We start from the raw sequence: 6,232 nt of genomic DNA on the forward strand, positions 1-6,232 counted from the left end.
GGCGGCGGGGCCGTCGTCGTGGGCGCGCTGCACTCCTCGGACGGCGCCCGCACCACCTACTCGGGCCGGCGGCGGACGCTGCCCCGGTGGCACCCGCGCTCGCACGCCTTCGTGCTCGTCGACCCCACCGGCGCTCCCGAGCCCTGCGACACCTGCAACGGCAACGTCGTGCTCGTCCCCCGCCGCGTCCGCGACCGGCTCGGCGACATCGACGGCAGGTTCCGGCACTCGATGGGCGACTTCGACTACGGCCTGCGGGCCCGGCGGGCCGGGATCCCCCTCTACGTCACCCCGCGGTACGTCGGCGCCTGCGACACCAACCCGCCGCTGAGCGGCTCCCGGGAGCCCGGCATCGGGGTGCGCGAGGCGCTGCGGCGGCTGGTGTCGCAGCGGGAGCTGCCGCCGCGGCAGTGGTGGGCGTTCTGCCACCGGCACCTGTGGCCGTGGGCGCCCCTGCTGATGGTCGCGCCCTACGCGCGGACGACGCTGGCCGCAGCCCTGGACCGCGCCCGGCGGGCCTGACGTGCTCTCCGCCCAGGACGCGCTGCTGGCGGTGGCGGCCCTCACCACGGCCGTCGCCGTGGTGCTGCTCTTCGTCCGTTCCGCCGCGATCGGCGTCTGCGCCCTGGCCGGCGGCCAGGCCTGGCTGGTGCTGGCACGGGGTCAGGTGCCGGTGCTGGGCGCCGGTATCAGCCTCTACCCGCTGGACCTGTTGACCGTCTGCGCCGGGATCGCCGCCGTCGTCTCCGTGGTGCGCCGCCCGATCAGGCCGACCCCGGGCCACGCCGCCCTCGCGGTGCTGGGCCTGCTGGTGGCGGTGTCCGTCGTCACCGGCATGGCGGCGTACGGCGTCCAGGGGGCCGGGAACGATGCCCGGGTGTACTTCCTGCACGCACTCGGGGCGATCTGCTACACCGCCACGGCCAGATCCGGGAAGCCGCTCGACCGGCTGGTCGTCCGGCTCTGGACGGTGCTGGCCTGCGTCTACTGCCTGGCCGCGGTGTTCTGGTGGAGCCGGCTGGGGATCGGCAGCAACTCCACCTCCGTCCTGGTCGACGGCCGGCTGGTCAACTCGCGGCCCGTGGACGCCGCGTCCGCCCTGGTGATCGCCCAGGCGGCGGTCATGCTGCTGTGCAATCCGTTCGGCTCGTCCGGAGGCCGCCTGCTGGCCGGGCTGCTGCTGCCGGTCGTGGTGCTGCTGCAGCACCGCACGGTGTGGGCCGCCGCGATCGTGATGGTCGCCGGATGGCTGCTCTTCCGTCCCGTGAGGTCGGGGCGCAAGGCCGCCGGGCTCACCCTGGCGGTGCTGCTCGCCGCGACGGCCCTGCTCGTGTTCTCCCTCTCCTCCGGCACCGGCCTGACCCGCAACCTCGCCTCGTCGGCCAGCAACGAGGACACCCTGGAGTGGCGCATCGACAGCTCGCACCTGCTCGTCGGCCGGCTGAACGGCGTGCACGACTGGCTCTTCGGCCTGCCCTTCGGCTCCGGGTTCGACCGGCTGCTCTACGGGCAGGTGGTCGAGAGCCAGCCGCACAACTTCTACCTGCACCTGCTCCTCAGGGTCGGCCTGCTGGGGCTCTGCGCCGCCGTCTGGCTCGTCCTCTCCGTGCTGCGGCGCACCACGCCCCGCGCCCCGATGGGGCTGGCGATGTGGCTGTCCGTCACCGGCATGGCCTGCTTCTGCCTGGCGTACGCGATGCCCTTCGAGCAGAGCCTGCTGATCGGGCTGCTCCTGCGGGAGCCGGCGGCGCCGGGAACCGCCCGCCCGGCGGTGCCGGCAGAACCGTCCCTGCGCCTGGGGGCTGCCGCATGAGCACCGTCCGGACCGCTCCCGAGCCCCGCAGCGCGCTGGCCGCCCTCGCCTGGAACTACGGCGGCGCCGCCGCCAACACCGTCCTGCAGATCGGCTACACGGCCTTCACCGCGCGCACCGTGGCGAGCAGCGCCTACGGCGTGCAGGCCACCGCACTGGCCGTGCTCCAGGTGCTGACCCTGTTCTCCAACGCCGGCCTCGCCACCTACCTGCTGCGCAGCGAGGACCTGACCCGCCAGGTGCTGCGCACCGCCCGGCGGATCTCCGTCGCCACCGGGGGGCTGAGCTGCCTGGCCGTGCAGGCCAGCGCGGCGCCCTGCGCCGCGCTGTGGCACCTCCCGCTGATGGAGCCCCTGCTGCGCATCCTGGGCCTGCAGTTCCTCGTCCTGCCCTCCGCGGCGGTCGCCACGGCGGCGCTGCGCCGGTGCGGGCTCGCCCGGGCGTCCGTGGCGGCCGACCTCGGCGGCCAGCTGGGTGGGATGCTCACCGGCGCGCTGCTGCTCGGCCTCGGCTGGAACCCGTACGGGATGGCCGCGGCGTTCCCGGCCGCCTCCGCCTGCACGCTGCTCGTCGCCACGGCCCGACTGGCCCGGGCCGGCCTCCCGGACGGGCCCGACGTCCCGGCCCGGTCGATGATCGGGCTCTCCGGCACCTTCACCGGCTACGGCCTGGTGCAGACCGCCGCCCTGCAGTCCCCGCTGTGGTTGACCGCTCGGCTGCTAGGGCCTGCCGCGGCCGGCCAGTTCTCCCGGGCGTCGCTGACCGTCGCGATCCCGCTGAACCTGCTGTGCCAGAGCCTGCACCACGCGGCGACGCCGGTGCTGGCCCGCGCCCACGGCCAGGGGCTGCCGCTGGCGTCGAAGGTCCGGGACATGCTCAGCGCCGCGTCCGGCCTGGCGTTCATCCCGTTCGGTGCCGCGGCCGGCCTCGGCCCCTCCGCCCTCGCGCTGCTCCTGGGCCCCGGCTGGGAGACCGCATCCGGTCTGGTGCCGCTGCTGGCCCTGAACGCCGCCCTCTACTTCCTGTGCTCCATCGGCTACGCCGTCGACGAGGTCCGCAAGGCGCTGCGCGGGCTGCTGGTCGTCCAGAGCGCCGTCGCCCTGACGGTGCTCCTCTCCGTCGGCGCCGCCGCCTGGACGCGCGGTCTCGCGCTCGTCCCCGCCGCGATGGCCGTCGGCCCCGCCGTCGGCCACGCCCTCCAACTGGCCGGATGGCACCGCGCCGGCCTGGTCGAGGTGCCCGCCGTCCTGCGCGCCCACCTGGTGCACGCGGTGATCGGCGGTTCCTTCTTCCTCGCCGCGCACACCGGCGCGCAGTACGGCCGCAGCGCGGCGTCCTCGACCGCCCTCGGGCTGCTCGCCCTGCTGCCCGTCGCCGCGTTCTGGCTCCTGGTGCGCCGGAACGTGCCCGTCTTCGCCATGGCCGCCTCGTACGGCCTGCTCCCCCGACCCGCCCGAACCGGCCGCCCCTGAGGAGCACCCATGCACATCGGGTTCACCGGACCGATCTCGCTCGCCCCGCTCGCCGGCCGGCTCGGCTGCCCGCCGCCGGCCACCTACGCCGTGCCGTACACGGGTCTGCTGGTCGGCACCTGGCTCGACCAGGGCCACCGGGTCACCGTGTACGCGCTCGGCGAGGTCGAGCGGCCCTGGGTGCGCACGGCGGGCCCGCTGACCGTCGTCGTGGTGCCCATGCGGGCGCACGCCCGGCACTACCTGCGCGACTTCTTCCGCGTCGAACGGGAGGCCCTCGTCCGCGAGATGCGCGCCCGCCCGGCCGACGTGGTCAGCGCCCACTGGACGTACGAGTTCGCCCTCGCCGCGGCCCGCAGCGGGCGGCCCGCCTTCGTCACCGCCCACGACGCGCCGCTGCGGTGCGCCTGGGAGGAGGGCCTCAGTCCGTACCGCTGGCTGCGCAACTCCCTGGCGCTGCCCGCCGTCCACCGGGCCACCGCGCTCAGCGGCGTCAGCCCGTACACCGCCCGGCACCTGACGACCGTCCTGCGGGCGCCCGTCCCCGTGCAGGTCATCCCGAACGGCGTACGGCTCGCCGGGATGCCGAGCGCGCCGCCGCCCGCGGCGACCGCCGCGCCGGTCTTCGCCACCGTCCTCAACGGCTGGGGGCCGCTCAAGAACGGCCGGGCCGCGCTGCGCGCCTTCGGCCTGGCCAGGCGCAGCCTTCCCGCCGCCCGGCTGCTGATGTTCGGCGACGGGTTCCGGCCGGACGGCGCGGCCGCCGCGTGGGCCGCGGCCCACGGGCTCGCCCAGGGCGTGGAGTTCGCCGGTCCGACGGGCCACCGCGAGCTGCTGGAGCGCCTCGCCGCGGAGGCGACCGCCCTGGTCCACCCCTCGCGGCTGGAGGCGTGCCCGATGATCCTGCTGGAGGCGATGGCCGTGGGCGTGCCCGTCCTCGGCGGACGCCGCAGCGGCGCGGTGCCCTGGGTCCTCGCCGAGGGGGGTGCCGGTGTGCTCGTCGACGTCGAATCGCCCCGGGAGATCGCGGACGCCATGGTCGGCCTCGGCCGCGACACCGCTCTGCGGGCCCGGCTGGCCGCCGCGGGCCGCGACCGGGTGCGCGGGCACTTCGACCTCGACGCGGTCGCCGACACCTACACCCGCTGGTTCCGGACGGCCGCCTGAGGCCCCGGGCCGGGGTGCCACGGCTCCCCGGCCCGGCCGGTCGGGACGGGCACTACGCCCGGGCCACCAGCGACTTGGGCAGGCCGGCGAAGCGCTCGAACCAGAGGTGCGAGTCGGGGAAGTACCCGCGCATCTCGGTGGCGGACAGCAGCTCGACCTCGGCGACGTCCGCCACCGCCCGGGCCGGGCCGTCGGACCGGATGTGCCCGTGCGGCCAGTGCCGGGAGATCGCGACCCTCGCACGGAAGGGCAGGAACTGCATGCCGGGGAAGACCCAGTGCGGTTCGATCGGGAAGTAGCGGTACGGGGTCTGCACCCAGTGGTGCGTCGCGCCGGTGTGCACGGTCTCGGCGAACCGCTGCCGTCGGCTGTGCCCGCCGACGTGCTCCACCAGGGAGTTCGAGTACACCAGGTCGAAGCGCTCGGCCGCGAGGGACGGCGGCAGGTCGCAGGCGTCGGCGACCACGGCCGTCAGTCCTGGCTCGTCGTGCCGTGCGGTGGCGGGGTCCAGATTGACCGTCACCACGTGGGCGGGGCGCCGCGGTGCGGCACGCCAGGAGCCGGGGGTGCCGCCGAGGTCGAGGACGCGCATCTCGGCGAGGTCGGGGAAGCAGCGCAGCAGTTCCGTCCAGCGGCGGGCCCGCGCCGCGTGGGCGAGCGAGCCGGGCCTGTCCGGGTCGGCGATCGTCGTCTTCAGCATCCCGGTCTCCGCTGTCCGTTCCTCGGTGGCTCCGCCAAGTCTGGCGTGCGGCACCGGGGCCACCGCCCCATTGCTCCAACGGTGGCATGTCTGCCGGCCCTGGGCCCGGCCCTCCGCCGCCGGCTGCCGGTACGGACCTACAGTGCGCGCATGAGGACAGACGAGTTCGCGGAACGCTACCTCTCCGGCCTCGAGTTGTGGGGGGACGACTTCGGCCCAGCCCAGATCGAGGAGTGGTTCGCCGACGAACGCGAGGCGTACGCGAACCTGGGGGCGGCGTCCTCCGACTCGGAGGCGTACGGCTACAGCGGGTTCAACCGCCAGTACGGCTTCCGGTACCTCCCCGATCGCCGCTTCCGCCGTGCGCTCGGCGTCGGCAGCGCCTTCGGCGGGGAGTTCCTCCCCGTCCTGGACCGGATCGACGACATCACGATCCTGGAGCCCTCCGCGCACCTGCGGTCGGCGGCGCTGCGGTCGACGCCGGTGCGGTACGAGGACCCCGTGCCGTCGGGTGACATGCCGTTCGACGACCGGAGCTTCGACCTCGTGCTGTGCTTCGGCGTGCTGCACCACATCCCCAACGTGTCCAAGGTCGTCCGGGAGATCGGCCGGGTGACGGCCCCCGGCGGGTGGGTGCTGCTCTGCGAGCCCGTCGTCTCCATGGGGGACTGGCGCTCGGCCGACCGCCCCGGGCTGACCCGGCGCGAACGCGGCATCCCGCGCCACCTGCTGGAGCGGGCCGTCGGCGACGCCGGGCTGTCGATCCGGTCGAGCCTCTTCTGCGCGGCCACGCCGACCTCCCGGATCGGGCGCCTGCTCCGCTGCAACATGTACGCCAACCGGATCGGCGCGGTCGTCGACCGGGCGCTCGCCCTCGCCACCGCATGGAACTACCGCTACCACCCGACGTCGGCCTGGCAGAAGCTCCGCCCGTCGTCCGTCTTCATCGTGGCGCAGCGGCCAAGATGACGTCCGGTGCCGCGGTCCTTCCGATTTCCGCGGGTTCCGCCTGCCCCCGGCTGACCGGCCGTCACGCCCGGAACCGCCCGGCGGCGCCGCCCGGCGCGGCCGGAACCGGAC

At 75.3% G+C, this 6,232-nt stretch carries 5 protein-coding genes and 1 pseudogene; 5 read left to right on the forward strand and 1 reads right to left on the reverse strand.

The window, feature by feature from the left end:
* From ABZ641_RS23060 to ABZ641_RS23075, 4 genes and pseudogenes are all read left to right on the forward strand, one after another.
* Positions 1 to 522: pseudogene (locus ABZ641_RS23060) on the forward strand (glycosyltransferase family 2 protein); the annotation flags it as partial.
* A gap of 1 nt (position 523) precedes the next feature.
* Positions 524 to 1,813, forward strand: coding sequence for a hypothetical protein (locus tag ABZ641_RS23065; RefSeq protein WP_359984476.1), 1,290 nt, complete (start codon positions 524 to 526; stop codon positions 1,811 to 1,813).
* Positions 1,810 to 3,285 carry an oligosaccharide flippase family protein gene (locus ABZ641_RS23070; RefSeq protein ID WP_359984478.1) on the forward strand — a complete coding sequence of 492 codons (1,476 nt, stop codon included), beginning with the start codon at positions 1,810 to 1,812 and terminating at the stop codon, positions 3,283 to 3,285. The genes ABZ641_RS23065 and ABZ641_RS23070 overlap by 4 nt, the downstream gene beginning before the upstream one ends.
* A 9-nt stretch (positions 3,286 to 3,294) precedes the next feature.
* Complete coding sequence (locus ABZ641_RS23075; RefSeq protein ID WP_359984480.1) at positions 3,295 to 4,452, forward strand: glycosyltransferase family 4 protein; 1,158 nt, start codon at positions 3,295 to 3,297, stop codon at positions 4,450 to 4,452.
* 52 nt (positions 4,453 to 4,504) lie between these two features.
* Here the strand turns inward: ABZ641_RS23075 and ABZ641_RS23080 are convergent, their stop codons facing one another.
* Positions 4,505 to 5,152, reverse strand: coding sequence for a methyltransferase domain-containing protein (locus ABZ641_RS23080; RefSeq protein WP_359984482.1), 648 nt, complete (start codon positions 5,150 to 5,152; stop codon positions 4,505 to 4,507).
* A gap of 150 nt (positions 5,153 to 5,302) precedes the next feature.
* Between ABZ641_RS23080 and ABZ641_RS23085 the strand changes: the two genes are divergently transcribed.
* Complete coding sequence (locus ABZ641_RS23085) at positions 5,303 to 6,121, forward strand: methyltransferase domain-containing protein (protein ID WP_359984485.1); 819 nt, start codon at positions 5,303 to 5,305, stop codon at positions 6,119 to 6,121.
* Positions 6,122 to 6,232 lie beyond the last annotated feature (111 nt).

This window comes from Kitasatospora sp. NPDC007106 (assembly GCF_040634455.1).
Taxonomy (GTDB): domain Bacteria; phylum Actinomycetota; class Actinomycetes; order Streptomycetales; family Streptomycetaceae; genus Kitasatospora; species Kitasatospora arboriphila.

Bases quoted from the DNA above. Each gene is read 5' to 3' on its own strand.
- ABZ641_RS23070 (WP_359984478.1), top strand. From the start codon at position 1,810: ATGAGCACCGTCCGGACCGCTCCCGAGCCCCGCAGCGCGCTGGCCGCC.
- ABZ641_RS23075 (WP_359984480.1), top strand. From the start codon at position 3,295: ATGCACATCGGGTTCACCGGACCGATCTCGCTCGCCCCGCTCGCCGGC.
- ABZ641_RS23080 (WP_359984482.1), bottom strand. From the start codon at position 5,152: ATGCTGAAGACGACGATCGCCGACCCGGACAGGCCCGGCTCGCTCGCC.
- ABZ641_RS23085 (WP_359984485.1), top strand. From the start codon at position 5,303: ATGAGGACAGACGAGTTCGCGGAACGCTACCTCTCCGGCCTCGAGTTG.